This is a genomic window from Actinomycetospora sp. CA-084318 (genome assembly GCF_050955885.1).
In the GTDB taxonomy this organism is placed as follows: domain Bacteria; phylum Actinomycetota; class Actinomycetes; order Mycobacteriales; family Pseudonocardiaceae; genus Actinomycetospora.
Genome location: NZ_CP192098.1, coordinates 4,616,408 through 4,641,327, shown reverse-complemented (window position 1 = coordinate 4,641,327; position 24,920 = coordinate 4,616,408). Strand labels below are relative to the sequence as shown.

General features: G+C 75.3%; 24 protein-coding genes. 6 read left to right on the top strand and 18 right to left on the bottom strand.

Going from position 1 to position 24,920, the window contains the following annotated elements; translation table 11 throughout:
• Positions 1–38: 38 nt before the first annotated feature.
• From ACQPYX_RS22720 to ACQPYX_RS22705, 4 genes are read left to right on the top strand one after another with little or no spacing between them, the layout of a single operon-like run.
• The gene (locus ACQPYX_RS22720; protein WP_433799539.1) at positions 39–872 is read left to right on the top strand and encodes an ABC transporter ATP-binding protein; all 834 of its coding nucleotides are present in this window, start codon (positions 39–41) and stop codon (positions 870–872) included.
• Positions 873–905: 33 nt separating this feature from the next.
• The gene (locus tag ACQPYX_RS22715) at positions 906–1,685 is read left to right on the top strand and encodes an enoyl-CoA hydratase/isomerase family protein (protein WP_230755586.1); all 780 of its coding nucleotides are present in this window, start codon (positions 906–908) and stop codon (positions 1,683–1,685) included.
• A 2-nt stretch (positions 1,686–1,687) separates the two neighbouring features.
• Positions 1,688–2,632, top strand: coding sequence for a class I SAM-dependent methyltransferase (locus ACQPYX_RS22710; protein WP_433799538.1), 945 nt, complete (start codon positions 1,688–1,690; stop codon positions 2,630–2,632).
• A complete protein-coding gene (locus ACQPYX_RS22705) occupies positions 2,633–3,778 on the top strand; it encodes a THUMP-like domain-containing protein (protein ID WP_433799537.1) in 1,146 nt (381 codons plus the stop codon).
• Positions 3,779–4,108: 330 nt separating this feature from the next.
• Here ACQPYX_RS22705 and ACQPYX_RS22700 read toward each other — a convergent pair whose 3' ends face one another.
• Genes ACQPYX_RS22700 through ACQPYX_RS22690 form a run of 3 tightly spaced genes read right to left on the bottom strand, consistent with a single transcriptional unit; the run spans position 4,109 to position 6,566 of the window.
• Positions 4,109–4,774, bottom strand: coding sequence for a GAP family protein (locus ACQPYX_RS22700; RefSeq protein ID WP_433799536.1), 666 nt, complete (start codon positions 4,772–4,774; stop codon positions 4,109–4,111).
• Positions 4,771–5,718, bottom strand: a complete 948-nt coding sequence (locus tag ACQPYX_RS22695) for a nucleoside hydrolase (protein WP_433799535.1) — start codon at positions 5,716–5,718, stop codon at positions 4,771–4,773. The genes ACQPYX_RS22700 and ACQPYX_RS22695 overlap by 4 nt, the downstream gene beginning before the upstream one ends.
• Positions 5,706–6,566, bottom strand: coding sequence for a ribokinase (locus ACQPYX_RS22690; protein WP_433799534.1), 861 nt, complete (start codon positions 6,564–6,566; stop codon positions 5,706–5,708). The genes ACQPYX_RS22695 and ACQPYX_RS22690 overlap by 13 nt, the downstream gene beginning before the upstream one ends.
• Positions 6,567–6,595: 29 nt before the next feature.
• Here ACQPYX_RS22690 and ACQPYX_RS22685 point away from each other — a divergent pair, with 29 nt between their 5' ends.
• Positions 6,596–7,309, top strand: a complete 714-nt coding sequence (locus ACQPYX_RS22685; protein WP_433799533.1) for an acyltransferase — start codon at positions 6,596–6,598, stop codon at positions 7,307–7,309.
• Positions 7,310–7,384: 75 nt separating this feature from the next.
• Here the strand turns inward: ACQPYX_RS22685 and uraH are convergent, their stop codons facing one another.
• From uraH to ACQPYX_RS22620, 13 genes are read right to left on the bottom strand one after another with little or no spacing between them, the layout of a single operon-like run.
• Complete coding sequence (uraH, locus tag ACQPYX_RS22680; RefSeq protein ID WP_433799532.1) at positions 7,385–7,699, bottom strand: hydroxyisourate hydrolase; 315 nt, start codon at positions 7,697–7,699, stop codon at positions 7,385–7,387.
• Positions 7,696–8,169, bottom strand: coding sequence for a 2-oxo-4-hydroxy-4-carboxy-5-ureidoimidazoline decarboxylase (gene uraD / locus ACQPYX_RS22675; RefSeq protein WP_433799531.1), 474 nt, complete (start codon positions 8,167–8,169; stop codon positions 7,696–7,698). Before uraD (ACQPYX_RS22675) ends, uraH begins: the two co-directional genes overlap by 4 nt.
• On the bottom strand, positions 8,166–9,266 hold the full coding sequence (locus tag ACQPYX_RS22670; protein ID WP_433799530.1) for a glycerate kinase: 1,101 nt from the start codon (positions 9,264–9,266) through the stop codon (positions 8,166–8,168). The genes uraD (ACQPYX_RS22675) and ACQPYX_RS22670 overlap by 4 nt, the downstream gene beginning before the upstream one ends.
• Positions 9,266–11,029 (bottom strand): glyoxylate carboligase, encoded by a 1,764-nt coding sequence (gcl, locus tag ACQPYX_RS22665; protein ID WP_433799529.1) that lies wholly within the window; start codon positions 11,027–11,029, stop codon positions 9,266–9,268. The genes ACQPYX_RS22670 and gcl overlap by 1 nt, the downstream gene beginning before the upstream one ends.
• Complete coding sequence (locus ACQPYX_RS22660) at positions 11,026–11,907, bottom strand: NAD(P)-dependent oxidoreductase (RefSeq protein ID WP_433799528.1); 882 nt, start codon at positions 11,905–11,907, stop codon at positions 11,026–11,028. The genes gcl and ACQPYX_RS22660 overlap by 4 nt, the downstream gene beginning before the upstream one ends.
• On the bottom strand, positions 11,904–12,692 hold the full coding sequence (locus tag ACQPYX_RS22655; RefSeq protein WP_433799527.1) for a hydroxypyruvate isomerase family protein: 789 nt from the start codon (positions 12,690–12,692) through the stop codon (positions 11,904–11,906). Before ACQPYX_RS22655 ends, ACQPYX_RS22660 begins: the two co-directional genes overlap by 4 nt.
• Complete coding sequence (gene alc / locus ACQPYX_RS22650; RefSeq protein ID WP_433799526.1) at positions 12,689–13,681, bottom strand: allantoicase; 993 nt, start codon at positions 13,679–13,681, stop codon at positions 12,689–12,691. The genes ACQPYX_RS22655 and alc overlap by 4 nt, the downstream gene beginning before the upstream one ends.
• Entirely contained in the window at positions 13,678–14,988 is a 1,311-nt protein-coding gene (gene allB, locus ACQPYX_RS22645; protein WP_433799525.1) for an allantoinase AllB, read from the bottom strand. The genes alc and allB overlap by 4 nt, the downstream gene beginning before the upstream one ends.
• A complete protein-coding gene (locus ACQPYX_RS22640) occupies positions 14,985–15,359 on the bottom strand; it encodes an allophanate hydrolase-related protein (protein ID WP_433799524.1) in 375 nt (124 codons plus the stop codon). Before ACQPYX_RS22640 ends, allB begins: the two co-directional genes overlap by 4 nt.
• 18 nt (positions 15,360–15,377) lie before the next feature.
• A complete protein-coding gene (gene pucD, locus ACQPYX_RS22635; RefSeq protein ID WP_433799523.1) occupies positions 15,378–17,657 on the bottom strand; it encodes a xanthine dehydrogenase subunit D in 2,280 nt (759 codons plus the stop codon).
• Positions 17,654–18,991 (bottom strand): 8-oxoguanine deaminase, encoded by a 1,338-nt coding sequence (locus ACQPYX_RS22630; RefSeq protein WP_433799522.1) that lies wholly within the window; start codon positions 18,989–18,991, stop codon positions 17,654–17,656. Before ACQPYX_RS22630 ends, pucD begins: the two co-directional genes overlap by 4 nt.
• On the bottom strand, positions 18,988–19,464 hold the full coding sequence (locus tag ACQPYX_RS22625; RefSeq protein ID WP_433799521.1) for a (2Fe-2S)-binding protein: 477 nt from the start codon (positions 19,462–19,464) through the stop codon (positions 18,988–18,990). The genes ACQPYX_RS22630 and ACQPYX_RS22625 overlap by 4 nt, the downstream gene beginning before the upstream one ends.
• Positions 19,464–20,348 (bottom strand): FAD binding domain-containing protein, encoded by an 885-nt coding sequence (locus ACQPYX_RS22620; RefSeq protein WP_433799520.1) that lies wholly within the window; start codon positions 20,346–20,348, stop codon positions 19,464–19,466. Before ACQPYX_RS22620 ends, ACQPYX_RS22625 begins: the two co-directional genes overlap by 1 nt.
• Before the next feature lie 94 nt (positions 20,349–20,442).
• On the opposite strand from ACQPYX_RS22620, the gene ACQPYX_RS22615 reads away from it, so the two are divergent.
• Positions 20,443–22,023, top strand: coding sequence for a PucR family transcriptional regulator (locus tag ACQPYX_RS22615; protein ID WP_433799519.1), 1,581 nt, complete (start codon positions 20,443–20,445; stop codon positions 22,021–22,023).
• On the opposite strand, the gene pucL is transcribed toward ACQPYX_RS22615, so the two are convergent.
• Positions 22,010–22,843, bottom strand: a complete 834-nt coding sequence (gene pucL, locus ACQPYX_RS22610) for a factor-independent urate hydroxylase (RefSeq protein WP_433799518.1) — start codon at positions 22,841–22,843, stop codon at positions 22,010–22,012. The two genes, ACQPYX_RS22615 and pucL, sit on opposite strands and share 14 nt — an antisense overlap.
• Before the next feature lie 21 nt (positions 22,844–22,864).
• Positions 22,865–24,775, bottom strand: coding sequence for a 2-oxo-4-hydroxy-4-carboxy-5-ureidoimidazoline decarboxylase (uraD, locus tag ACQPYX_RS22605; protein ID WP_433799517.1), 1,911 nt, complete (start codon positions 24,773–24,775; stop codon positions 22,865–22,867).
• Positions 24,776–24,920: the final 145 nt, after the last annotated feature.

Genomic DNA, 24,920 nt, shown 5'->3' with positions numbered 1-24,920 from the left:
CGTCCCCTCCCATGATCGCGCCGATCGGATCGGAGAGGATGAACACCGTGACCGTGGATCCGAGCCTGTCGGCCGACGACCGCCCGCACGCCGACGAGATCGTGCGCATGCGCGAGGTCGCCGTGCGCCGGGGCGGGAACTCGCTGGTCACGGGCATCGACTGGACCGTGGAGCTGGACGAGCGGTGGGTCGTCATCGGCCCGAACGGCGCGGGCAAGACGACCCTGTTGCGCCTCGCGGCCGCCGAGCTGCACCCGACGACGGGTCGGGTCGACCTGCTGGGCGAGCGCATGGGCCGGGTCAACGTGTTCGAGCTGCGCGAGCGGATCGGGCTCGCCTCGGCCGCGCTGGGCGGGCGGGTGCCGGGCGACGAGCTGGTGCTCGACGTCGTGCGCTCCGCGGGCTACGGCGTGCTGGGCACCTGGCGCGAGACGTACGAGGCGATGGACGACGGGCGCGCCGAGGCGATGCTCGAGGTGCTCGGCGCGCTGCCGCTGGCCGGCCGGGCGTTCGGCACCCTGTCGTCGGGCGAGCGGCAGCGCACCCTGCTCGCCCGGGCGCTCATGACCGACCCGGAGCTGCTGCTGCTCGACGAGCCGGCCTCCGGGCTCGACCTCGGCGGCCGGGAGGATCTCGTGGCCGGCCTGACCGCGCTCGCCGCCGACCCGGACGGCCCGACCATGGTGATGGTCACCCACCACGTGGAGGAGATCCCCCCGGGCTTCACGCACGGGATGCTGCTGCGCGAGGGTGGGATCGTCGCGCAGGGACTGCTGGACGACGTGATGACCTCGGAGAACCTCTCGGCCGCCTTCGACCAGCCGCTGGAGCTGCTGAGTCGGCGCGGCCGGTTCACCGCGTACCGGCGTTAGTCTCCGCCGGACTCGAATCGAAGGAGCTGTGACGTGACGGAGTTCGTGCGCCTCGAGGTCGAGGGCGGCATCGGCACCATCCGCCTGGACCGCCCGCCGATGAACGCGGTGAACCGGCAGGTCAACATCGAGCTGGCCGCCACGGCCAAGGAGGCGGCCGACCGCGAGGACGTGCGCGCGGTCGTCGTCTACGGCGGCGAGAAGACCCTCGCGGCCGGCGCCGACGTCAAGGAGATGGCCGACCTAACCTACGCCCAGATGGCTGCGCGCTCGCGCGAGCTCTCGCACGGGTTCGGTGCCGTCTCGGAGATCCCCAAGCCCACGGTGTGTGCGCTGACCGGCTACGCGCTCGGCGGCGGGTTCGAGATCGCGCTGTCCTGCGACCGCCGGATCGCCGGCGACAACGCCACGGTCGGCCTGCCGGAGATCCTGCTCGGCATCATCCCCGGTGGCGGCGGCACCCAGCGGCTCGCGCGCCTGGTGGGCCCGGCCAAGGCCAAGGACCTGATCTTCTCCGGCCGTTTCGTGAAGATGCCCGAGGCGCTGGAGCTGGGCATCGTCGACGAGGTCGTCGCCCCGGACGAGGTCTACACCCGCGCCCGCGCGTGGGCCGAACAGTTCGCCAACGGCCCGACCCGCGCGCTCGCCGCCGCGAAGAACGCCATCGACCGCGGTCTCGGCATGGACCTGCGCGACGGCCTGGACTTCGAGTCCGAGGTGTTCGCCGCGCTGTTCGGCACCGAGGACCAGGTCATCGGCATGCGCAGCTTCGTCGAGAACGGGCCCGGCAAGGCCCAGTTCCTGGGTCGGTGAGCGTGGCCCCCACCCAGGCCGAGGTCGACGCCGCCTTCGACGACCCCAAGCTCGCCAACGTCCTCTACCACGACTGGGAGGCGGGGACGTACGACGAGAAGTGGTCGATCTCGTACGACGAGCGCTGCATCTCCTTCGCCGTCGGGCGCTTCCGGGCCGTGTCCCCGGGCGACGAGACCTACGAGCACGCCCTCGAGATCGGCAGCGGCACCGGGTTCTTCCTGCTCAACCTCATGCAGGGCGGGATCGCGAAGAAGGGCACGGTCACCGACCTGTCGCCCGGCATGGTCGAGGTGGCCGTGCGCAACGCCGAGGGGCTCGGGCTCGACGTCGACGGCAAGGTCGCCGACGCCGAGACGATCCCGATGCCCGACGCGTCGGTCGACCTCGTCGTCGGGCACGCGGTGCTGCACCACATCCCCGACCTCGACCAGGCGTTCCGCGAGATCCTCCGCGTGCTCAAGCCGGGCGGGCGGTTCGTCTTCGCCGGGGAGCCGACGCGGATCGGCGACCTCTACGCGCGCAAGCTCGGCCAGGCCACCTGGTGGGCGACGACGAACCTGACGAAGCTCGGTCCGCTGCGGGCATGGCGGCGCCCGCAGGCCGAGCTCGACGAGTCGTCGCGGGCCGCGGCCCTGGAGGCGGTCGTCGACCAGCACGTCTTCGACCCGGAGCGGCTCGAGCGGTTCGCGTTCGGCGCCGGGGCGGTCGACGTGCGGTGCGTGACCGAGGAGTTCGCGGCCGCGCTGTTCGGCTGGCCGGTGCGGACCTTCGAGGCCGCCGTGCCGCCGGAGAAGCTCGGCTTCCCGTGGGCGATGTTCGCCTACCGGTCCTGGCAGCGGCTCTCCTGGCTCGACGAGCACGTGCTCTCGCGGGTGGTCCCCCGCGGGCTGTTCTACAACGCGCTGGTCACCGGGGTGAAGCCCCCGGCTCCGGTCGAGCTGTAGGTGCCGTTCGCGTTCTCGGTCCCCGACGTCGCCTTCCTGACGTCGGGTGCCGGGCACGCGGCGCTGTCGGAGTTCGTCCCCGCGGGTGACCCGTTGCGCGACGTGGCCGCCGCCCGTCGGCTCGTGGGGGAGGAACACGCGGCGGCGCTGCTCGAGGCGGCGCTGCTGCGGGCCCGCGCCCGCGGGCGGTTCCCGGACGGGTGGTTCTGGACCGCGGACGCGCTGGAACAGGCGACCGCGGTGCCGGTCGCCGAGCACCGTGCGCGGCGGCTCGCGGCGGTGGCCGGCGGGCGTGTGGTGCACGACGTGACCTGTTCGGTCGGGGTCGAGGTCGCGGCGCTGTCGGCCGTGCTGGACCGGGTCGTGGGCTCCGACCTCGACCCGGTGCGCCTGATGATGGCGCGCGCGAACGTGCCGGTCGCGTGGCTGGCGCGGGCGGACGCCCTCGCGCCCGTCACCCGCGACGCGATCGCGGTGGCCGACCCGGCACGCCGGACGGCCACCGGACGGCGGGTGCGCCGGCCGGACGAGATGGCTCCGCCGCTGGACGCCCTGCCGGGCCCGGACCTCGTCGTCTCCACCGCGCCCGGGCTCGACTTCGCACTCGTCCCCTGGGCGCGTGAGGTGGAGCTCGTGTCGTTGGACGGCCGCGTGCGCGAGGCGGCGCTCTGGTCAGCCGGACTCGTTCCCGACGACGGCCCGCGCCGCCGGGCCACCGTGCTGCGCTCCGGTGCTCCCGGCTACGAGGTGACCGATCTCGACGACGACACGTGCCCGGTGACGGAGGTCGGCGCGTGGCTCGTCGACCCCGACGGCGCCGTGGTCCGGGCCGGCCTCGTCCGCCAGTTCGCCGCCCGGCACGGCCTCGCCCAGCTCGACCCGCACCTGGCCTACCTGACCGGGCCGCACCCGCCGTCGGGGATGCGGGCCTTCCGCGTGCTGGAGCACGGGCCGTTCAGCGAGAAGACGCTGCGGCAGACGCTGCGCCGGCGCCAGGTGGGGCGGGTGGAGATCCTGGTGCGCGGTGTCGACGTCGAGCCCGACCGGCTGCGGCCCCGGCTGAAGCTGGCCGGCACCGAGGCGGCGACGGTCGTGCTCGCGCGGGTCGGTCGCGGTGCGCGGGCCTACGTGTGCGAGGCGCCCTGAAGCGTGTGCGGGGCGCACACGGCTGGGGTGGTGGGTGCACCGGCGTGGCCGCGTTGCGGGACGCACACGGCTGGGGTGGTGGGTGCACCGGCGTGGCCGCGTTGCGAGGCGCACACGGCCGGAGTGGTGGGTGCACCGGCGTGGCCTCGTTGCGGGGCGCATACGGCTGGAGTGGTGGGTGCACCGGCGTGGCCGCGTTGCGGGGCGCACACGGTTGGGACCGGACGAGTGCCCGAGGTGGCGCGTTGCGTGCCGCAACGCGGTGGCGTGGGAGTGCCGCCCGTCGAGGCCGTGTGCGTGCCGCAACGGTCCCCGGCCACGAGGATCGCGTCAGGCCGCCGAGCCCAGACCGACCACACCCCGCACGACGAGGTAGACCCCGACCACGGTCAGGGCCGCGACGATCAGGGTGCGGCGGTGGCGCACGCCGAACGCGCGGACGGCCTCGGTGATCCGCTCCGCCTGTGCGGGGCGCAGCACGACGAGGGCGAGGGCCGCGGCGGGCAGGGCGAAGCGCAGGAGGTTGTAGACGACGACCTGGGCCACGGCGTCCGCCGGACCGGGCTGGGTCTCGAGGATCGCGACGAGCGCCGCGAGGTAGTAGAGGCCGGGCAGGTTCGTGGCGACGCCCGCGGCGGCGGCCAGGGGCACCGTCGGCGTGCGGAGCCGCTCCGTGAGCGCCGCGAACCGGCCGGGTCCGGCGTCGGACGCCCGCCCGGAGCGGCCGGTGGCGTAGCCGACCGCGTAGACGAGCGCGGCGACCCCGAGCACGACGTCGACGACGTCCCGGCCGACGCCCGACTCCGAGGTGTTCGCCGTCGCACCGAGGACGAGGACGGCGCCGATCCCGACCGGCAGGCTGATCGCGAGCCCGCCGAGCAGGTACGCGGCGACCAGCCGTGCGGGCGTGCGGGTGAGCAGGAACCCCGAGACCAGGGCGAGCGGCGTGGCGCGGACGGCGCTGAGCAACCCGAGGGCGACCGCCTCGGGGCTCACGAGCGCGGAGCGGACAACCGGCGTCGGAGCTCCGCCCGGACGAACGTCGCGTCCGCGTCGAGCGCCACGTCGACCGGGCGGCCCAGCACCACGGCCTCGGAGCCGCGCATGTCGGCGATCGTCGCGCCCCGTCCGGGACCGGACGACGTGTCGACGTCGACCGGCACCGGCATCGTCCGGACCGTCCCCGGGAGGATCGCCTCGAGCACGGCCACCGCGTCGTGCACGGCGATCGCGGGCGTGCCGAAGCGGGCCGAGTAGGCGGCGAGGTAGGCGTCGCGGGTGGACGAGAGGGCGGCGCCGATCGGGGACACCTGCGCCAGGTCGTCGAGCCAGTCGGCGGAGAGCGTGATCCGCATCGTGAGGTCGAGCGGGACGAGCGTCGTCGGCACCACCGAGCCGGCGAGGACCCGGCGCGCGGCCTCCGGGTCGCCCCACACGTTGAACTCGGCGGCCGCCGTGACGTTCCCGCCGTAGGCCACCGAGCCGCCCATGAGCACGAACCGGCCGATCCTCTCCTCGAGGTCGGGTCGGGCGGAGAGGAGCGTCGCGATGTTCGTGTACGGCCCGATCGCGGCGATCGTCACCGGCTCGGTCGCCTGCTCCAGCACCGACGCCATGAGCGCCACGGCGCGCAGCGGTGACTCGTCGACCGGCGGTCCGAAGTCCAGCGCCTTCCCGCCCAGCCCGTCGTCGCCGTGGACGTCGTCGGCGCGGCCGTCGAGCAGGTGCACCAACGGCCGGTCGGCGCCGCGGCCGACCGGCACGTCCGGCCGACCGAACGTCCCGAGCAGCCGCCGCGCGTTCTCCGTGGTCTGCTCGACACCCACGTTGCCGTGCACGGACGTGACCGCGAGCAGCTCGACCTCGGGCGCGAGGCAGGCGACGGCGAGGGCGAACGCGTCGTCGACGCCGGGGTCGGTGTCGATGATCAGCGGAACCATGTGGGGTTCTCCAGGAGGTAGGCGTGGATGTCGTCCAGCGTGGGCAGTGCCGGCTGGGCGCCCGCGCGGGTGGCGGTGAGGGCCCCGACGAGGCAGGCGCGCCGCAACCCCGCGTCGTCGGGGCCTCCCTCCGCCAGGGACACGGCGAGGGCGGCGGTGAAGGCGTCGCCGGCAGCGGTGCCGTCGACGGCGTCGACGGCGGGCGGCTCCGCACGCGCGGTGACACGGCCGCGGCGGTACATCGTGGCTCCGGCCGCCCCGTGCGTGACCACCACGGCAGGCAGGGCGTCCAGGTCGGCGGAACGGCCCAGGATCGCCTGCTCGTCGTCGTTCACGGAGAGCAGGTCGACGGTCCGCAGCACGGCCTCGTCGACGGCGCGGGCGGGCGCCGCGTTGAGCACGGTGAACGTTGGCGCTGCCATGGCCGTGCGCACCGCGTCGTCGGGGACCTCGAGAACGGTCATGACGACGTCGGTGAGGATGTCTCCGCCCCAGTGCACGCGTCGGTTGGCGCCGGTGTCGATGACGATCGTGGTGTCGCCGTGGTCGTCGACCTGGATCATCGCGGTGCCGGTCGGGGCGTCGTCCACCGTCGCCACCGCGGCGAGGTCCACGCCCCCGGCACGCAGCAGCGCGAGCGCCTCGTCGGCCAGCGGGTCCGCTCCCACGGCGCCGACGAGCCGGACCGTCGCCCCGAGCCGGGCGCACGCGAGCGCCTGGTTGGCGCCCTTGCCGCCCGGGTGGTGGGAGACGCCGCGGCTGGTCAGCGTCTCGCCGGGGGAGGGGAGGCGTTCGAGTCGCGCGACCAGGTCGAGGTTCACGCTGCCGACGACGGTCACCGAGGTCACCGGCCCATCCTCGCCGTACCCTCTCGCGGGTGGGCAGTTGGGCGACCCGGAACGATCCGGACCAGGCACGCCTCGTCTCGGTGGCGACCCTGCGCTGGATCCTGCGGCACCGCGCGTGGACGCCGTGGTACCTCGTGCGCTACTGGCGGATTCTCAAGGTGCGGGTCCGGCAGCCGCACATCGTGCTGCGCGGGATGGTGTTCCTCGGCAAGGACGTGGTGCTCGAGTGCCGGCCGGGGCTGGGGCGCCTCGAGATCGGGCGGTTCACGCACATCGGCGACCGGACCAAGATCCGCTGCCACGAGGGGTCGCTGCGGATCGGCGACAAGGCCGTGTTCGGCGCGGACAACACGATCAACGCCTACCTCGACGTCGAGTTCGGGGACGCCACGCTGCTCGCGGACTGGATCTACGTCTGCGACTTCGACCACCGCTACGAGGACGTCCACCGGCCGATCAAGGACCAGGGCATCGTCAAGACGCCGGTCCGGATCGGGGCGGAGACCTGGGTCGGCACCAAGGTGACGATCCTGCGCGGCACCACGGTGGGCCGGGGCTGCGTGCTCGGTGCCCACGCCGTGGTGAAGGGGATCGTCCCGGACTACGCGGTGGCCGTGGGAGCACCGGCGCGGGTCGTCCGGGACCGGATCGCCGACTACGAGGCGGCTGCCGCCGAGCGGGCCGCGCTCGCCGACATCGCCCGCAAGACGGCGCGGGCCGCGGCGGAGGCGGCCCGGGAGTAGCCGAGATGGCGCTGGTGGGTCCTCGGGACCCGTCGGCGGATCGACCAGCGCCATCTCGCCGTCGGCTCGGGGCGCTCAGCTCCCGCGGTAGGTGGAGTAGGCGAACGGCGAGAGCAGCAGCGGGACGTGGTGGTGCGCCTCGGGATCGGTGACCTCGAAGGTCACGACGACCTCGGGGTAGAAGGTCGCCCGCCCGGCGGCGGCGAACCACGCCCCGGTGTCGAAGGTCAGGCGGTGGCGCCCGGCGACGGGGGCGCCGAGGTCGCGGACCCGCCCGTCGTCGTCGGTGCGGGCCCGGACCAGGACCTCGCCGTCGCGCTCGAGGGCGACCGCGAGCCCGGCGGCGGGCGCGCCCATGACGGCGTCGAGGACGTGGGTGGACAGGCTCATCGCGACACCAGCTCCCGCAGCCGTAGCCGGTTGATCGCGGCCAGCTCCTGCAACGCGACCCGGCGCTCGGTGGCCCGGTCGTTGTGCATCCGGCGGAGCACCGTCGCGAGCAGGTCGTCGCCCGAACGCCCGGCCGCGCACACCAGGTAGACGTGGCCGAACCGTGCCTCGTAGGCCCGGTTGGCCTCGGCGAGCTCGGCGCGGACGTCGTCGCCGACCCCGGCCTGCTCGGTGGCCGCACGCCCGGGTGCGGTCCGGTCGCCGATCCGCGGGTGCCCGGACAGCGCAGGGTCGAGGTCGTCGGGGGTGAGGGCGGCTGCCGCGGTCGACTCGAGCGCCGCGACCGAGTCGAAGGGGCGCGCGTCCGCGACCCGTTCCGCCCAGCCCGGCGCCGCACAGCAGCTCAGCAGCGCCGCCACGGCCCGGTCGCGGTGCAGGTCGTTGAACGAGGTCAGTCCGGGTGGGCTCATCGAGGTGTCTCTCCGGTCAGGGCCCGGCCGAGTGCCTCCAGCAGCGGGCCGGGCGCGGTCATGCACCGTGCCTCGTCGGGACACAGCGTGGTCAGGGCGTGGGTGGCGACGAAGCCCGCGGCCGCGAGCTCGGCCGGCCCGAGGTCGCACACCCCGCACACCGCGACCACGGGGACGCCGGCGCGGCGGGCGGCGGCGGCCACCCCGGCCGGGGCCTTGCCGTGCAGGGTCTGGCGGTCCACCCGCCCCTCCCCGGTGACGACGAGCGCGGCGCCCTCGAGCGCCGTCGCGAACCCGACCAGCTCCAGCACCACGTCGATGCCGGGCCGCATCGTGGCACCCAGCACCGCGAGGGCGGCGTAGCCGACCCCGCCCGCCGCCCCGGCCCCGGGGAGCGCCGCCGCCGTGGGGTCGACGAGCGCCGCCAGCCGCTGGAGACCCCGGTCGAGGACGACGACGTCCGTCGGACCGGCGCCCTTCTGCGGCCCGTACACCGCGGCGGCGCCGGTCGGGCCGAGCAGCGGGTTGTCGACGTCGCTCGCGAGGGTCAGCGCCACGTCGGCCAGGCGCGGGTCGAGCCCGCCCAGGTCCACGGCCGCCAGGTGCTCGAGGGCGCCGCCGCCGTCGGGCAGCTCGGCTCCGGCGGCGTCGGTGAACCGGGCGCCCAGCGCGGCGAGCATCCCCGTGCCGCCATCGGTGCCCGCGCTGCCGCCGACGCCGAGCACGATCGTCCTCGCCCCGGCGTCGAGGGCCGCCCGCACCAGCTCCCCGACGCCCCGGCTGCCCGCCCGCCGGGGCGCAGGACCGTCGGGCAGCAGGCCGAGGCCCGACGCGGTCGCCAGCTCGATCACCGCCGCCGTGCCCCGCAGCGCGAACGCCGCGGGGACGGGGCGCCCGGTCGGGCCGGTCACCGCGACGGGGACCCGCTCGTAACCGGCGGCGACGGCCGCGTCGAGCGTGCCGTCGCCGCCGTCGGCCACCGGAAGCTCCCGGGCGGTCGCCCCGCCCGCGCGCAGCCCGGCGCCGAGGCGGGCGGCCACCTCGGCCGCCGTCGCGGAGCCCTTGAACTTGTCCGGGGCGACCACCACGTGCCCCATCAGGGCAGCGGGACGATCGCCGTCGGGGCGTCGGCGGCCGAGCCCGCGAGGTCCTCGAACTCGACCACGGCGTCGATCTCGGGGCCCATCGCGATGTTCGTGACCTGCTCCAGCACGACCTCGACCACCACGGGCACCCGGTGCTCGGCCATCAGCTGCCGGGCCCGCGCGAACGTCGGGGCGAGCTCGCGCGGGTCGGTCACCCGCAGGGCCTTGCAGCCCAGGCCCTCGGCCACCTTGACGTGGTCGACGCCGTACTTGCCCAGGCCCGGCGAGTTGACGTTGTCGAAGCCGAGCTGGACGCAGTGGTCCATGTCGAACGCCCGCTGCGCCTGCCGGATGAGCCCCAGATAGGAGTTGTTCACCACCACGTGCAGGTAGGGGACGTTGAACTGCGCGCCGACCGCCAGCTCCTCGATCATGAACTGGAAGTCGTAGTCGCCGGACAGCGCGACGACCGGCACGTCCGGCTCCGCGACGCACGCGCCGAGCGCGGCCGGCACCGTCCAGCCCAGCGGTCCGGCCTGGCCCGCGTTGATCCAGTGCCGCGGGCGGTAGACGTGCAGGAACTGGGCCGCGGCGATCTGGGAGAGCCCGATCGTCGACACGTACCGGGTCTCCGGTCCGAAGGCCCGGTTCATCTCCTCGTACACCCGCTGCGGCTTGACCGGCACGTCGTCGAAGTGGGTCCGGCGCTGCATCGTGCCCTTCCGCTCGGCACAGGCGCGCACCCACGCGGTCCGGGACGGCAGCGTCCGCCCGCGGGCGGCCTCGAGCATGCGGCGCAGGAACGCGCCGGCGTCGGACACCACCCCGTAGTCGGGGGCGAACACCCGGCCGATCTGGGTCGGCTCGATGTCGACGTGCACGAACGTCCGGCCCGCGCGGTAGACCTCGAGGCCGCCGGTGTGCCGATTGGCCCACCGGTTGCCGATCCCGACGACGAGGTCGGCGGCCAGCAGGGTCGCGTTGCCGTAGCGGTGTGCGGTCTGCAGCCCGGCCATGCCCGCCATCAGCGGGTGGTCGTCGGGGATCGCGCCCCAGCCCATGAGGGTCGGGACGACAGGGACGTCGAGCAGCTCGGCCAGCTCGACGAGCTCGGCGCACGCGTCGGCGCCGACGATGCCGCCGCCCGCCACGAGGATCGGCCGCTCCGCCGCCGCGAGCAGGTCCAGGACCTTCTCGGCCTGCGCCCGGGTGGCGGCGGGGCGGTGCAACGGCAGCGGTTCGTAGGTGTCGACGTCGAACTCGATCTCGGCCATCTGCACGTCGATCGGCAGGTCGACCAGCACCGGGCCGGGGCGACCGGACCGCATGAGGTGGAACGCCTGGGCGAGCACGCCGGGCACCTGGCCCGGCTCGAGCACGGTGGTGGCCCACTTGGTCACCGGCGCGGCGATCGTCGCGATGTCGACGGCCTGGAAGTCCTCCTTGTGCAGCCGTGCGACCGGTGCCTGGCCGGTGATCGCGAGGATCGGCACGGAGTCCGCCGCCGCGGAGTAGAGCCCGGTGACCATGTCGGTGCCGGCCGGGCCCGAGGTGCCCACGCACACGCCGATCGCCCCGGGCCGGGCGCGGGTGTAGCCCTCGGCCATGTGCGAGGCGCCCTCGACGTGCCGGGCGAGCACGTGGGCGATGCCCCCGTGCGACCGCAGGGCGGCGTAGAACGGGTTGATCGCGGCGCCCGGCACCCCGAAGGCGTGTCGGACACCCTCCTTGGCCAGGATCGCGACGGCGACGTCGGCGACGCGCATGCGGGTCACGGGGTCCTCCCGGAGAGCGTCTCGACGCCGAGCAGCAGGGCGGCGTGGTCGAGGTCGCCGTGGCCCTGCGCGCGCAGCGAACCGACGAGCTGGGCGACGTGGGCGCCCAGCGGGATCGCGGCGCCGACCTCGCGGGCGGCGGCGGTGGCGATGCCGAGGTCCTTGTGGTGCAGGTCGACCCGGAACCCGGGCTCGAAGCGGCGGGCGCGCATGGCCGCCGCCTTCCGGTCGATGACGGTGCTGCCGGCGAGCCCGCCGGCGAGGACGGTGGTGGCCGCCTCGGTGTCCACGCCGTGCGCCTCGAGGAACACGAGCGCCTCGGCGAGCAGTTCGAGGTGCCCGGCGACCATGAGCTGGTTGGCGGCCTTGACGGTCTGGCCCGCCCCGGCCGGGCCCACGTGCACCACGGTGGAGCCCACGACCTCGAGCACCTCGCGGGCGGCCGCCACGTCCTCGGGCGTCCCGCCGACCATGATCGACAGGGTGCCGGCGACCGCGCCGGCTTCGCCCCCGCTGACCGGCGCGTCGACGACGGCGATCCCGCGCTCCGCGCCGCTCGCGGCGATCCGCCGGGCGACGTCGGGCCGGATCGTCGAGCAGTCGACGTGCAGCGTGCCGGGCTTGGCGTTCGCGTACACGCCGTCCTCGCCGTCGACGAGGCCCTCGACGTCGGGGGAGTCGGGGACCATCGTGATCACCACGTCGGCCTCGCGGACCGCGTCGGCGACGTCGGCGGCCACGCGGCCGCCCCGGGCGACGAGCGCGTCGAGGGCCGGGCGCGAGCGGTTGAGGCCGACGACGTCGTGGCCCGCGTCGATCAGGTGGCCGGCCATCGGGGCGCCCATGACGCCCAGGCCGAGGAACGCGATCGTGCTCATGACTGCTCCTGCATCCAGCCGAACGACGCGGCGGTGGTGGTGGACGGGACGTACTCGAGACCGACGTGGCCGCCGTAGCCGGCACGCGCGAGGGCCGCGAGGTGCTCGGCGATCGGCAGGGAGCCCGTGCCGGGCTCGTGGCGTCCGGGGGCGTCCGCGATCTGGACGTGGCCGATCCGGTCGGCGTGGCGCTCGATCACGGCGGCGAGGTCCTCGCCGTTGACGGCGAGGTGGTAGAGGTCGGCGAGCAGCCGGACCGAGGGCTCGCCCACCCGGTCGGCGACGGCGAGGGCGTCGGCCGCGGTGCGCAGCGGGTAGGCCGCCACGCCGGAGAGCGGTTCGAGCACCACGTCGCCGTCGAGCCGCGTCGCGGCCCGGCGCAGGTTCACGACCGCGAGCTCGTCCTGCTCCTGCGGGTCGGCGCCGTCGAGGCGCAGGCCGTAGAGCGCGTTGAACGCGGTCGTGCCGAGCCGTTTGCCGAGGTCGGCGGCGATGTCGATGCTGTCGGCGACCTCCGCCTCGCGGCCCGGCCGGGAGATGAGGCCGCGGTCGCCGCCCGCCATGTCGCCGGCGGCGAGGTTGAGCGCGGTCAGCCGGACGCCGGCGTCGAGCACGGCGGCGGCGAAGGCCTCGACGTCGGCGTCGGCGGGCGCGGCGGTGGCGAACGGCCACCAGAACTCGACGGCGTCGAAGCCGGCGGCACGGGCGGCGGCGGGCCGGGCGAGCAGGGGCAGCTCGGTGAACAGGATCGAGCAGTTCGCCGCGTAGGGCAGGGGGTGGTTCACGGGGTGTCCTCCGGGGTGGGGCCCGATCGGCGGGCGACGAGCGCGGCCCGGCCGGCCGCGGTGGGGCGGCCGTGCAGGCGCAGCCGCGCGAGGCCGCCGTCGGGATGGATGTCGAGGCGGACGGCGTCGACCGGGGGTACGTCCCCGAGCACGAACCGGTGCCGGGTGTCGGGGGTCAGGTCGGTGCGGGGGAGCAGCTCGTGCCAGACCCCGCCCGCGGTGCGCCCGCGCAGGCCGGCCCGGGCGGGCGCGTTGTGCAGGAACCAGCTGGTGTCCAGCTCGGCGACCGCGATCGTCGCCTCGCAGGCGAGCGCGATCTCGACCCGGTCGTGGCCGTCGTCGCGCCGGCGGGCGGTCTCCCAGCCCTCGCCCATCGACCGGGCGGGGCCGGGCAGCAGCAGGTTCTCCGGCGACGAGTAGAAGCGGTCGGAGCAGTCGGTGACGCGGCCGCCGAGCTCGAGGGACGCGACGTCGACGACGCCGAGCGCGTCGACCAGCGCCGGGTCGGGTGCGGCCTGGCCGTACACGCGCAGCCGCGCGACCCCGCCGTCGGGCAGGATGCGCAGCCTGACCTCGGAGACCGGGTACCGGCAGCGCACCGCGAAGACGTTGACGGTGTCGCCCTTGACCGGGGAGACCGCCAGCAGCTCGTGCCGGGTGCCGTCGAGGCCGAGCCCGTCGACGGCGACCTCGGGCGGGTAGTTGCCGGTGAAGAACGAGGTGTCGACGGCGAGGTCGTGGACGATCGCGGGGACGGCCAGCCGCACGACGGCGACGTCCTCGCCGGGCTCGCGACGACGCCGGGTCTCCCAGCCGTCGTAGACCTTGCCGTTCGGGCCGAAGGTGGTCGGGTCGAACACCGGCGGCCCGGGCGCGACGAGGTTCTGCCGGGCGGCGAAGGCCTCGTCGTTGGCCCACACGACGGCGCCGCCGAGGTCGCGCCGGGCGAGGTCGGGCCATCCCGACGAGGGGGTGGTCGGGTCGGTCATGCGGTCCTCCCCGCCGCGAGGAGCCGCCCGCGGGGAGCGGCTCCGGCGGCGATCGGTGCCCCGCGCAGCCAGGTGGCGCGTACCGCGCCGCGCAGGGCGCGGCCGGCGTAGGGCGTGGTCGGGTGGCGGTGGGCGAGGGCGCCGACGGTGACCGCCGCGTCGGGGGCGAACACGACGAGGTCGGCGTCGGCGCCGGGGGCGATGCGGCCCTTGGCAGTCAGGCCCGCGTGCTCGGCGGGTCGGCGGGCCATCCAGCGCGCGAGGTCGGCGGGGCCGTGGCCGCGCCGGGACGCCTCGGTCCAGACGATCGGCAGCGAGAGCTGCAGCGACGCGATCCCGCCCCAGGCGGCGCCGAAGTCGCCGCGCTTGAGCTCGGGGGTGCACGGCGAGTGGTCGGAGACGACCATGTCGATCGTCCCGTCGGCCAGGCCCGCCCACAGCGCGTCGCGGTTGGCGGCCTCGCGCACGGGAGGGCAGCACTTGAACCGGGTGTCGCCGTCGGGCACCTCCTCGGCGGTGAGCGCGAGGTAGTGCGGGCAGGTCTCCACCGTGACCCGCACGCCGGCGGCCCGGGCGGCGGCGAGGCGGGGCAGCGCCGTCGCCGCCGAGAGGTGCACGACGTGCACGCGGGCGCCGGTGGCGCGGGCCGCGTCGAGCAGCCGGCCGATCGCCACGTCCTCGGAGGCCGGCGGCCGGGAGGCGACGAAGTCCGCGTAGCGGTCGCCGTGCGCGGCGGTGACCAGCCCGGCGTCCTCGGCGTGCGCGAGGAGCAGTCCGTCGAAGCCGACGAGCTCGTCGAGCACGGCGCGCAGGTCGGTGACCGGCGGGAACTCGGGCACCCCGCTGTCGAGCAGGAAGCACTTGAAGCCCGCGACGCCGGCCTCGTGCAGCCCGCGCAGCTCGCCGGTGTTGCCGGGCACCGCGCCGCCCCAGAAGGCGACGTCGACGGCGCACCGGTCCGCGGCCGCCTTCCGCTTGATCCGCAGCGCCTCGACGTCGACGGTCGGCGGCAGTGCGTTGAGCGGCATGTCGACGATCGTGGTGACCCCGCCCGCCGCGGCGGCGCGCGTCGCGGTGGCGAAGCCCTCCCACTCGGTGCGGCCGGGCTCGTTGACGTGGACGTGGGCGTCGACGAGCCCCGGCAGGAGCACCTCGTCGTCGGCGAGGACGACCTCGCGGGCCCCGGGCACGGGCGCGTCGTGGTCCAGGACCGCGGCGACGTGCTCGCCGTCGACGACGACGGCGGCCGGTCGTTCGACGTCGTCGGGCTCACCGACCACCGCCCGCCGGGCGCGGAGGACGATCATGACGTGTACCTCCGCCAGCTCGCGAGCGCGGAGATGTCGGTGAGCTCGGTCGCGGGGGTGCCGCGGCGCAGCACCATGGCGAGCGAGGAGCTGCCGTCGGCGAGCTCGACGACGCCCAGCTCCAGGAGCGGTGGCTCGCCGGGCAGCAGGACCTCCCGCAGGTGCGCGAGGTCGAGCTCGTAGAGCTCCCCGGCGACCGCGGCGCCGCCCGGGCCGACGTCCTCGAGCGCCGGGTAGCCGGCGGTCCCGTCGACGGCCCAGAACCGGTAGCGCGGGGCCGTGGTCGTCGCGGCCAGCGGCTCGGCGCCGCCGACGAGGTGGTGGGCGGCGCCGCCGGACATGGCGGTGCCGTTGAGGAACATGCGGACCATGGCGGAGGTCCTCCGATCTCAGGTGCCGGTCAGGTACTCGGGGCGCAGGGGGACACGGCGCAGGGCCTTCCCGGTCGCCGCGCGGACGGCCGCGGCGACGGCGGGGCCCGAGGAGATCGTCGGCGGCTCGCCGACCCCGCGGACGCCGTACGGCGCGTGCGGGTCGGCGTACTCGAGGACCTCCACCTGCATCGGCGGCATGTCGAGGATCGTCGGGATGAGGTAGTCGGTGAACGACGGGTTGCGGACGTGCCCGTCGGTGACGACGACCTCCTCCATGAGCGCGAGGCCCATGCCCTGGGCGCTGCCGCCCTGGATCTGGCCGACGACCGCGTCGGGGTTGATCGCCTTCCCGACGTCCTGCGCGGTGTCCAGCGCGACCACCTTCACCAGGCCGAGCTCGACGTCCACGTCGACGACCGCGCGGTGGGCGGAGAAGGCGTACTGCACGTGGGCGTCGCCCTGGCCGGTCTCCGGGTCGATCGGGTACGTGGGCCGGTGGCGCCACTCGACGGTCTCCTCGACCGCCCCGTCGGCGAGCACGTCGGCGAGGCCGGCGAGCACCTCGCCGTCGGCCCCCACGATCTTGTCGCCCTCCAGGCGCAGGTCGGACCGGCCGAGCCGGCCCTCGGCGCGGGCGAGCACGCCGGTGCGGACCGCCTCGCACGCCGCCTTGACCGCGCCGCCGGTGACGTAGGTCTGGCGCGACGCCGAGGTCGACCCGCCGGACCCGACGGTCGTGTCCTTGGGGTGCACCACGACGTGCTCGACGCCCAGTTCGGTGCGGCAGATCTGCTGCTCGACGGTGACCAGGCCCTGCCCGACCTCGGCGGCCGCGGTGTGCACCGTGACCAGGGGCTCGTCGCCGGTGAGCTCGAGGCGCACGCGGGCGGTCGAGTGGTCGTCGAAACCCTCGGAGAAGCCGACGTTCTTGTAGGTCACGGCGTAGCCGACGCCGCGGACGACGCCCTCGCCGTGCGTGGTGTTGGAGACCCCGCCGGGCAGGTCGCGCAGGTCGGCGCCGGTCTCGTCGCGGGCGGGCGGCAGGGGCAGGTCGGCCACCGTGCGGATCAGCTCGGCCACGGGGGCGGCGGAGTCGATCAACTGTCCGGTGATGTTCCGGTCGCCCTCGCGCATGCCGTTGCGGGCGCGGATCTCGACCCGGTCGATCCCGAGGGTGTCGGCCAGCTCGTCCATCAGGGCCTCGTGGGCGAACGCCGCCTGGACGCAGCCGAAGCCGCGCATCGCCCCGCACGTCGGGTTGTTCGTGTAGACGCCGCGGGCGTCGACGCGGACGTTCGGGATCGCGTACGGCCCGAGGCCCAGCGTCCCGCCGTTCCCGACGACGGCCGGGGTCGAGGAGGCGTAGGCCCCGCCGTCGAAGAGGATGTCGGCCTTCGCGTAGACCAGCCGCCCGTCGTGCTCGGCCCCGAACTCGTAGCGCAGCCACGCGGGGTGGCGGTGCACGTGGCCGAAGAACGACTCCTCGCGGGAGTAGCTCATCTTCACCGGGCGACCGGTGTGCAGCGCGAGCAGCGCGGCGTGCACGTGCATCGAGAGGTCCTCGCGGCCGCCGAACGCGCCGCCGACGCCGGCCAGGTGCAGCCGGGTGCGCTCGGGCGGCAGGCCGAGGACGCGGCACACCTGCTGCTGGTCGACGTGCAGCCACTGGGTGGCGACGTAGAGGTCGAGCCCGCCCTCGCCGTCGGGCACGGCGAGCCCGGACTCCGGGCCGAGGAACGCCTGGTCCTGCATCCCGACCTCGAAGTCCAGGGCGACGACGACGGGTGCGGTGGGGTCGTCCTGGCCGCGGCGGATGTGCATCTCGCGGACGAGGTTGCCGCCGGCGTGCACCTGCGGGGCGTCGTCGTCGAGCGCGCGGCGGGGGTCGGTGAGGGCCGGCAGCACCTCGTAGGTGACCTCGACCCGGGCGGCGGCGCGGCGGGCGGTCTCGGGGTCCTCGGCGGCGACCAGCGCGACCGGTTCCCCCTGGTAGCGGACGACGTCCTCCGCCAGCGCCGGGGTGTCGAGGTGCTCGAGCCCGGTGGCGTTGAGCCCCGGGACGTCGACGGCGGTGAGCACGGCCCGGACGCCGGGCACCGCGAGCGCCGCGGCGGTGTCGATCCCGACGATCCGGGCGTGCGGGTGCGGGCTGCGGACGGTGACGCCCCAGCACATGTCCTCGTGCCACAGGTCGCTGGCGTAGGCGAACTGCCCGGTCACCTTGAGGCGTCCGTCCGGGCGCAGCGGGCTCGCGCCGACGCCGCCGGCGGTACGGGAGGTCTCGGTGGTCGTCATCGGGTCTCCAGGAGCGTGCGGTGCACCGCGGCGCAGTCGCGGGCGATCGTGTCGGTGTCGACGGTGACGACGCGGCCGCGCTCGACCACCGGGCGACCGTCGACGAGCAGCAGCTCGAGCGGCGGCGGGGTGCCGAGCACCAGGGCGGCGACGGGGTCGGCGACGTCGGCGTGGGCGAGGCCGTCGATCCGCCAGAGCGCGAGGTCGGCGAGCTTGCCCGGTTCGAGGGAGCCGAGGTCGGCGGCGCGGCCGAGCACGGTGGCGCCGCCGAGGGTGGCGAGGGTCAGGCCGTCGCGGACGGTCAGCGCGGTGGGGCCGCCGACGGCGCGCGCGAACAGCACGGCGTGGCGGGCCTCCTCGAGCAGGCTCCCCGCCTCGTTGCTCGCCGCACCGTCGACGCCGAGGCCGACGCGGGCGCCGGCGTCGCGCAGGTCGCGGGTGCGGGCGACGCCGGCCCCGAGGCGGGCGTTCGACGACGGGCAGTGCGCGACGCCGGTGCGGGTGGCGCCGATCCGCTTGACCTCGGTGTCGTCGAAGTGGATGCCGTGGGCGAACCAGACGTCCTCCCCGGTCCAGCCGAGGCCCTCGACGTAGTCCAGCGGGGAGCAGCCGAACCGCTCGCGGCAGAAGTCGTCCTCGTCGCGGGTCTCGGCGAGGTGGGTGTGCAGCAGCACGCCGCGGCGGCGGGCCAGCTCGGCCGAGGCGGCCATCAGCTCGCCGGTGACCGAGAACGGGGAGCACGGCGCGAGGGCGATCCGCAGCATCGCGTCCGACGACGGGTCGTGCCAGCGGTCGATCGCGGCCTCCGAGGCGAGGAGGATCCGCTCTCGGTCCTCGACGACGTGGTCGGGCGGCAGCCCGCCGTCGCTGCGGCCGAGGTCCATCGATCCGCGGGTGGCGTGGAAGCGCAGCCCGACCGCCGCCGCGGCGTCGATCTCCGCGGCCAGCACGTCGCCGCCCTCGCGGGGGAAGACGTAGTGGTGGTCGGCGGCGGTGGTGCAGCCGGTGAGGGCGAGCTGGGCGAGGGCGCCGGAGGCGCCGGTGCGCACCGCGTCCTCGTCGATCCCGGCCCACACCGGGTAGAGGGCGGTGAGCCACTCGAAGAGGGTGGCGTCGACGGCGAGACCGCGGGTGACCCACTGGTAGAGGTGCTGGTGGGTGTTGACGAAGCCGGGGGTGAGCAGGCAGCCGCGGCCGTCGACGACGGTGTGGCCCGCCCGGTCCGGCGCGGGGCCGGGCCCGACGGCGACGATCCGGTTGCCCTCGACGACGACGTGGCCGTCCGGGTGCTCGGCGCCGGAGACGGTGACGACGTGGGCGCCCTCGACGATCACGACCGCACCTCCGCCGCGGCGCAGCGCACGGCGTCGAGGATCTTCTCGTAGCCGGTGCAGCGGCACAGGTTCCCGGCGAGCGCCTCGCGGATCTCCGGGTCGGTGGGCTCGGGGTTGCGGGCCAGCAGGTCGTGGGTGGAGACGACGAGACCGGGGGTGCAGAAGCCGCACTGCACGGCGCCGCACGCGAGGAACGCCTGCTGCACCGGGTGCAGGTCCTGCTCCTCGTCGTCCGGGGTGAGCCCCTCGACGGTGGTCACCGCCCGGTCCTGCGCCTGCCCCGCCGCGACCAGGCAGGAGCACACCGGCACGTCGTCGAGATAGACCGTGCAGGAGCCGCACTCGCCCTGCTCGCAGGCGTTCTTCGCGCCCGGCAGGCCGAGCCGTTCCCGGAGCGTGTGCAGCAGGCTCTCGCCCTCCCACACGTCGTCGGCCTCACGGCGGACGCCGTTCACCGTCAGCGTGATCCTCATCAGGCGGCCCTCGTCTCGTCGGTGCTGCGGTGGGCGTCCCACGCCCAGGTCAGGGCCCGCCGCGCCATCACCGCGAGGGCGTGCAGGCGGTACGCGGCGCTGCCGCGGACGTCGTCGATCGGGGCGGCCGCCGCCCGGACGCGGTGTCCGAACTCGGTGGCGAGCGCGACGGGCAGCGGTCCGCGGCTCTCCCACAGGCCGGCCGCCTCGAGCTCGCCCGCGAGGAACGCGGCGGCGTCGTCGGCCCGGCGCGGCGTCGGCGCGGCCGACCCGATCCCGGTGCCCACGGCGCGGCGCTCCGGGTGCAGGGCGAGGCCGAACGCGGCCACCGAGATGACCATCGCGTTGCGGGTGCCGATCTTGCAGAACTGCTGCGGACCGGACGCGGGCGCGACGTGCACCGCGGCGATCAGCTCGTCGGGGGCGAGGGCGTTGCGCTTCACCCCGGTGTAGAACTCGGCCGCCGGGACGTGGCGGACGCCGCGCACGGAGGCCACCTCGACGACGGCGTCGGCGGCCAGCAGCGCCGGGTGGCTGTCCCCGGCGGGGGAGGCGGCGCCGAGGTTGCCCCCGACCGTGCCGCGGTTGCGGATCTGCGGGGAACCGACGGTGCGGGCGGCCATCGCGAGGCCGGGCAGCGTGCGGCCGAGCTCGGTGATCACCCGGGCGTACGGGACGCCGGCGCCGAGCCGGACGCGTCCGTCGTCGTGGCTCCACGTGAGCAGGTCGGGGACGCGGGTCAGGTCGAGCAGCGCGGCCGGGCGGCGGCGGTCGAAGTTGAGCTCGACCATGACGTCGGTCCCGCCCGACACCGGCACGGCGTCGGGCTGCTCGGCCTTCGCCGCGAGGGCGTCCGCCCAGGTCGTCGGCGTCAGGAAGTTCATGACAGCGAGTACAGCGACGCGGCGGCGCCGTCGATATCCGCGCCGCTCACGAATCGTGCTCCCGGATCCGCGGCCCCGCTTGTACGTTCCTCCAATGCTGCTCCGCGAGCTCGTCGCGCACCCCCGGCTGGGCCTGACGGTCCTGCACGGGGACGCCGCGACGCTCGAGCGGTCGGTGCGCTGGGTGTACACGACCGACCTGATCGACCCGTCCCGCTACCTGTCCGGCGGGGAGCTGGTGATCAGCGGCCTGGTGTGGCGGAACGCGCCCGCGGACAGCGAGCGGTTCGTCGCGGCGGTCGCGCAGGCGGGCGCGGCGGCCCTCGCCGCGGGGGCCGCGGTGTTCGGCGGGGTGCCCGACGACGTCGTCGAGGCCTGCCGGCGGCACGACCTGCCGCTGCTCGCGGTGCCCGAGCCGACGTCGTTCTCCGACGTCACCGAGCTCGTCGTCGGGGCCCTCGCCGCGGCACGCGGGGACCGGCTCGCGCTGTCGCTGTCCCGGCAGCGGGAGCTGCTCACCGCGGTCGCGGGCGGGATGGGGCTGGACGAGGTCACCGCGCGGGTGTCGGCGTCGACCGGGCGCGCGTGCCACGTGCTCACCGCGACGGGGCGGTCGGTCGCGGGCGGCGGGCCGGTGCCGCCCACGGTGCTCGACGCCGCGGTGCGGACGTTCCTGACGGCGCCCCGGCTCCCGGCGGTCGTCCGGGTCCCCGGACCCGACCGCTCGATCCACTCGGTGTTCCCGGTCGGACCCGCGTCGGAGCAGCGGATGACGTCGTGGTTCGTCGCGGTCGCGGGGGCGCACCCGGAGTGGGACCCGGAGACCGCGGACGGCGTCGGCGGGCTGGTGGCCATCGCCGCGCTGGACCGGGCGCGCCGCGGGGAGGGCCTGCGGGTGGCGCGGGAGATCGCGGACGAGGCGATCGGGCTCGTCGCCGACGGCGGGGCGGACCGGCCGGAGACCGCGGTGCGGCTGCGCCAGGCGGGGCTGGACCCCGGCGGGCCGCTGGTGGTGGCCGTGGCGGGCTTCCGCGAGGGCGACCGGGAGCGCCCCGACCTGCTCGAGACCGCCCGGTCGGTGCTGGTGGACGCGGCGTCGCACGCGACGACGGGGGACGACCCGCCCGTCGTCGGGACCCGGGACGGGCTGGCGGTGGCCGTGCTGCCCGGGGAGGCGGCAGCCGTGGAGGCCGCGCTGGGTCGGCTCGCGCCGGCGCTCGGGACGCTGCGGCTCACGGTGGGGACGAGCGCGCCCTACGGCGCGGCGGCGCTGTCCGGGGCGATGCAGGAGGCCCGGCACGCGCGTGACCTCGCGCGCACCCGGGCGGGGGGACTCGCCGTCGTCACGGGGGCGGAGCTGACCTCGCACGTGGCGCTGCTCGCCGCCGTCCCCGACGACATGCGGCGGGCGTTCGCGGCCCGGGTCCTCGGGCCGCTGCTGGAGCACGACGAGCGCACGGGCACCGACCTCGTCGGCACGCTGGAGGCGTTCCTCGACCACTCCGGGTCGTGGAGCCGGGTCGCGGACCGGCTCCACCTGCACGTCAACACCGTGCGCTACCGGATCGGGCGGGTCGAGGAACTGACCGGCCGGGACCTGGGCCGGTTCGCCGACCGGGTCGACGTGTTCCTCGCCCTGCGCTCCCGGGGGCCGGGCGGGCTCAGTCCCGGGTGACGGTGGCCTCGATCAGGCCGTAGGGACGGTCGGCGGCGTGGAACACCTCGCCGGGGTTCTCCAGGCCGAACGGGGCCAGGTCGACGAGGAAGTGGTGCTTGTTCGGCGCGACGAGGCGCACCTCGGCGATCTCCTCGTGCGCCTCGAGCACGGCGCGCCCCATCTCCCAGAGCGTCTGCTGCAGGGCCAGCGAGTGCACCGTCGCGAAGCGCTCCACGAGGATGCGCCGCACGTCGGTGAACGTCTTGTCCCAGTCCAGGCCGGTGCTCGTGTACCGCCAGGTCGCGACGAGCGAGGTGGCCATGATCCGGTCGTGCGTCCCGGCCAGCGTGGTGTAGGGGTCGGTGAGGAAGCCCGCGAACTCCGAGCCGGTCGACTTGAGCAGCACGAGGTCCTTCACCCCGGAGGTCACCGTGGCGCCGTCGGCGTCCGCGACCACCTCGGTGGTGCGCACGGCGGGGCCGCTGCGCTCCCAGGTGTGGTCGTGCTCGGCGACGCGACGCCAGCCGAGCTCCTCGACGGCGATCGTGGCCCCGGTGACCGGGGCGACGTCGTCGACGAAGTGGCGGGCGAGCGCGAGGGCGTAGTCCTCGATCTGGTCGAGGCCGCGCTCCTTGGCGTAGGCGTAGCAGGTGTTCTTCTGGGTGTCGGTCGGCAGCACGGCGCCCTGGTCGCCGTGGCGGTGCGCGGCCTCGAAGTCGCCGCGCAGCGCGGTCGTGACGGTCACGTCGCGGATCTCGTGCCGCGCGGTGGTGCGGTGGATCCGGACGACCCGGTTCTCGGCCTTCCCGTACTGGTTGGCCCCGAGGACGATGCCCACGGTGTTCTCCTCTGCTGGTCGCTAGCGGTCGCGCCCGAAGGCACGGGCCCGGGCGGTGTGGATGGGGTTGGCGTCGGCGACGAGGTCCGAGAACCGGTGGTTGGCGATCTTGGCGATCTCGATCAGCGCCGCGGCGTGCTCCTGGGTGGCGGAGTTCTCCAGCCGCCGGTGGCCGTCGCGGAGCACGGTGTCGCGTCCGGCGGCGTCGCGGACGCAGAGGATGAGCGGGATGCCGAAGCGCTCGCGGTAGGCGCCGACGAGCTCGGCCAGCTCGGCGCGCCGGTCGTCGTCGAGGCGGGTGAGGCCGGCGGAGGCCTGGTCACGCTCGGAGTCCTCGGTGTCGGGGTCGTCGCAGACGACGCCGCCGAGGTCGGGGTAGGCCGCCATCACCGCGCGCTGCTCCTCCGGCGGCGCGGCGAACAGGGCCTCCTGGAACGCGGCCCGCAGGTTGGCGGTGTCGGCGAAGGGGCGACGCTCCCACGCCCGCCCGACGACCGCGTCGGCGCCCTGGAACAGGCGGCCGAAGGTCGCCACGAACTCGGCGCGGCTCATCGCGTTGACCTGCTCGAGCCGCACGCTGCCCGCGCCCGGCGCGCCCGCGACGGCCGGGCCCTCGTGCCGGCCGAGGTGGTGGAACACGAGGTTGAGCACGATCGCGGTGAGGCTGCCGATCGTGATGCCGGACCCGAGGATGATCTGTGCCCACTCCGGCACGGCCTGCGCGACGTCGGGCTCCACCGTGACGAACACGGCCAGACCGAGGCTGGAGGCGACGATGACGACGTTGCGGTGGTCGTTGAAGTCGACGCGCGAGAGCGTCTGGATGCCGACCACGGCCACCGTCGCGAACATCGCGAGGGCGGCGCCGCCGAGGACCGGGTGCGGGATGCCGGCCACGATCGCGCCGGCCTTCGGCAGCAGCCCGAGCACGATCATGAACACGCCCGCGGCGGCGACGACGTAGCGGCTCTTCACCCGGGTCAGCCGCACGAGGCCGACGTTCTCGGCGAAGCAGGTGTACGGGAACGAGTTGAGGACCCCGCCGATCGTCGTGGAGAGCCCGTCGGCGCGCAGGGCCCGCGCGACGTCCTCCCGGCCCACCCGCCTGTCGACGATCTCGCCGGTGGCGAAGACGTCGCCGGTGGTCTCGACGGCGGTGATCAGCATGACGACGACCATGGAGACGATCGCGGCCGCGCTGAACTGCGGCCAGCCGAAATAGAAGGGGGTCGTGACGCCGAACCAGGACGAGTCGCCCACGGCGGAGAAGGTCGCGTCGCCCAGCAGCCAGGCGACGGCGGTGCCGAGCACCAGCCCGACGAGCACCGCCACCGTCGCGAGGAAGCCGCGGAACATCCGCTGCATGAGCACGATGACGGCGAGCGTGCCCAGCGCGTAGGCGAGGTTCCGCGGGTCGGTCGGCGCCGGGTGGTCCGCGCCGCCGACGGCGTCCGCCGCGGCGACCGGCAGCAGCGCGATGCCGATGATGGTGATCACGGACCCGGTGACCACGGGCGGGAAGAACCGGATGAGGCGGCTGAAGTACGGGGCGACGAAGAAGGTGGCGAGCCCGGCGACGATCACCGACCCGTAGATCGTCAGGAGCCCCTGCGTGCCGCCGCCGGCCGCGAGCCCGATGGCGATCATCGGGGACACGGCGGTGAAGGTGACGCCCTGCAGCAGCGGCAGGCGCACCCCGACCTTCCAGAACCCGACGGACTGGATGATCGAGGCGATGCCGCACGTGAAGAGGTCGGCGTTGATCAGGTGGATGAGGTCGCGTTCGGAGAGCCCGATCGCGCCGGCCAGCAGGATCGGGACGATCACCGCGCCGGCGTAGAAGGCGAGGACGTGCTGGAACCCGTACACGGCGAGCCGGCCGGGCGGCAGCACCTCGTCGACGGGATGGGGACGGCGTTTCGTGGCGGACACGGGTCACCTCTTCGTGGCGCAGGTGGGAGCCACGTCACCATCGCGCCGCGCCGGACCGGCCGACCATGTCGCGGGCGCACGAAGCGGCCCCGCGGTTCCTCCCGCGGTCTTGGAGGTTCCGACAGGAGACGTCGGGTCGGGGTCG

What these genes read in the sequence shown, in the direction of transcription:
- ACQPYX_RS22670 (WP_433799530.1), bottom strand. Translation starts at nt 9,266, where the DNA reads ATGGGGCACGTGGTGGTCGCCCCGGACAAGTTCAAGGGCTCCGCGACG.
- uraD (WP_433799531.1), bottom strand. Translation starts at nt 8,169, where the DNA reads ATGAGCCCACCCGGACTGACCTCGTTCAACGACCTGCACCGCGACCGG.
- ACQPYX_RS22695 (WP_433799535.1), bottom strand. Translation starts at nt 5,718, where the DNA reads ATGGTTCCGCTGATCATCGACACCGACCCCGGCGTCGACGACGCGTTC.
- ACQPYX_RS22620 (WP_433799520.1), bottom strand. Translation starts at nt 20,348, where the DNA reads ATGAACTTCCTGACGCCGACGACCTGGGCGGACGCCCTCGCGGCGAAG.
- ACQPYX_RS22660 (WP_433799528.1), bottom strand. Translation starts at nt 11,907, where the DNA reads ATGAGCACGATCGCGTTCCTCGGCCTGGGCGTCATGGGCGCCCCGATG.
- alc (WP_433799526.1), bottom strand. Translation starts at nt 13,681, where the DNA reads ATGACCGACCCGACCACCCCCTCGTCGGGATGGCCCGACCTCGCCCGG.
- allB (WP_433799525.1), bottom strand. Translation starts at nt 14,988, where the DNA reads ATGATCGTCCTCCGCGCCCGGCGGGCGGTGGTCGGTGAGCCCGACGAC.
- pucD (WP_433799523.1), bottom strand. Translation starts at nt 17,657, where the DNA reads ATGACGACCACCGAGACCTCCCGTACCGCCGGCGGCGTCGGCGCGAGC.
- ACQPYX_RS22615 (WP_433799519.1), top strand. Translation starts at nt 20,443, where the DNA reads ATGCTGCTCCGCGAGCTCGTCGCGCACCCCCGGCTGGGCCTGACGGTC.
- ACQPYX_RS22640 (WP_433799524.1), bottom strand. Translation starts at nt 15,359, where the DNA reads ATGGTCCGCATGTTCCTCAACGGCACCGCCATGTCCGGCGGCGCCGCC.
- uraH (WP_433799532.1), bottom strand. Translation starts at nt 7,699, where the DNA reads ATGAGCCTGTCCACCCACGTCCTCGACGCCGTCATGGGCGCGCCCGCC.
- ACQPYX_RS22720 (WP_433799539.1), top strand. Translation starts at nt 39, where the DNA reads ATGAACACCGTGACCGTGGATCCGAGCCTGTCGGCCGACGACCGCCCG.
- ACQPYX_RS22625 (WP_433799521.1), bottom strand. Translation starts at nt 19,464, where the DNA reads ATGAGGATCACGCTGACGGTGAACGGCGTCCGCCGTGAGGCCGACGAC.